At 46.3% G+C, this 1,667-nt stretch carries 1 protein-coding gene; it reads left to right on the forward strand.

Annotation, left to right across the window (positions count from 1 at the left end; all coding sequences use genetic code 11):
- Positions 1–210: 210 nt before the first annotated feature.
- Positions 211–1,667: FG-GAP repeat domain-containing protein (locus L6773_RS21185; RefSeq protein ID WP_237856669.1), on the forward strand; the 1,457-nt coding region annotated here is incomplete at its 3' end.

A 1,667-nucleotide genomic window follows, 5' to 3' on the forward strand; every position in this document is an offset into this window, starting at 1 on the left:
GGCTGTGGCTGCGCGGTGACGGGCAGGGCGGCTTTACCCCCGTTCCGCCGATGCAAAGCGGGCTCGTGGCTCCCGGTGACGTACGGGACATGCAACTGGTCCAAACAGAGGACCGGCCTCTGCTTATTATCTCCAACAACAACGGCTCCACTCAACTGTTCCGGATTCATCCCAACTAAAAAGTAATCGATCTATCTTCGCATTTTATACATGAAGATTTACTTCATCAGAAATATCAAACCAGCTTTCTATCTTTTTGGAATCATCCTTGTGTTTCTTGGTTTATCCAATTGCAGTTCTGATAACGCTGAAACATTATTTCAAAAACTTGATCCTGATGAGACCGGTCTTGCTTTTGAAAATACAATTATAACTGATGATTCAACCAATGCGCTGCTCGATCCATACATCTACAACGGAGGCGGAGTAGGTATCGGCGATTTAAACAACGACGGATTTCAAGACATTGTGCTTACAGGGACAATGACAGATCCAAAAATTTACCTCAATAACGGAAATTTTGTTTTTCAGGAGATATCAAATTTTGCAGGTTTTCCTACTGATAGACGTGTTCATGGTGTGAACCTGGTGGATATAAACTCAGATCAGCTACTCGATATCTATTTATCAGCATCCGGTCCGGCCTGGAGTGACGGAGATGATCGAAGAAATCTGCTATATATTAACAATGGGAATAGTACCTTCACCGAACAGGCGGCTGAATGGGGAATTGACGACCCCGGGTTCACCACTCAATCAGCGTTTTTGGATTATGACCGGGACGGTGACCTGGACCTGTTTCTTCTCAATAACTCCCCCGAAGAATTTTCCCGCAGTGAAACAGGTTTAACTCCCATGGGAGGAAAGGAAACTGTAAATAGATCCGGGCAAGACAGATTCTATCGCAATAACGGGGATGGAACTTTTACCAATATATCTGAAGAGGCAGGTATGCTCAGAAAGCTGGGATATGGCCTGGGAGTGGCCATAGAGGATCTGAATCGCGACGGGTGGCCCGATATTTACGTATCCAATGACATGACTCCGAACGATGTTCTTTACATCAACAACGGGAATGGCACATTTACCGATCGCGCAGCTGAATGGCTTCGGCATACAAGTCATTCCGGTATGGGACTCGATATTGCCGATTATACCAACAACGGCTGGCCCGACATCTTCCAGACAGATATGATGCCGGATAGCCTTTTTACCCAAAAAAGAATGAGCGGGTCGAATACCTACCGTGGATTTGAAGAATCTAAAAGACAGGGATTATTCCCTCATTTCAACTTGAATACCCTCCAGATGAACCAGGGGTTGAGTCCTGCCGGGGATGTAATCTTCAGCGAGGTTGCAAGAATAGCGGGTGTGGCCTATACGCACTGGAGCTGGACGGCACTGTTTGTGGATTTCGACAATGACGGGTTAAAAGATGCCCTCGTTACCAATGGTTTTCCAATTGAAGGCACGGATTACGATCATCTTGCCAGAATTCATCAGGCTCAGCAAAGTTCTGATCCGAAGGAGGCGATACAGAAACAAGTAGAAATTTTCAGAAATGCCAAACCTTATAAAGTTCCCAACTACCTGTTTCGCAACAACGGGGATCTGACATTTACCGATGTGAGCCGGGACTGGGGGATGCGCACGGCTGGATTCTCCTA

It is taken from the genome of Rhodohalobacter sulfatireducens, from assembly GCF_022012475.1.
Taxonomy (GTDB): domain Bacteria; phylum Bacteroidota; class Rhodothermia; order Balneolales; family Balneolaceae; genus Rhodohalobacter; species Rhodohalobacter sulfatireducens.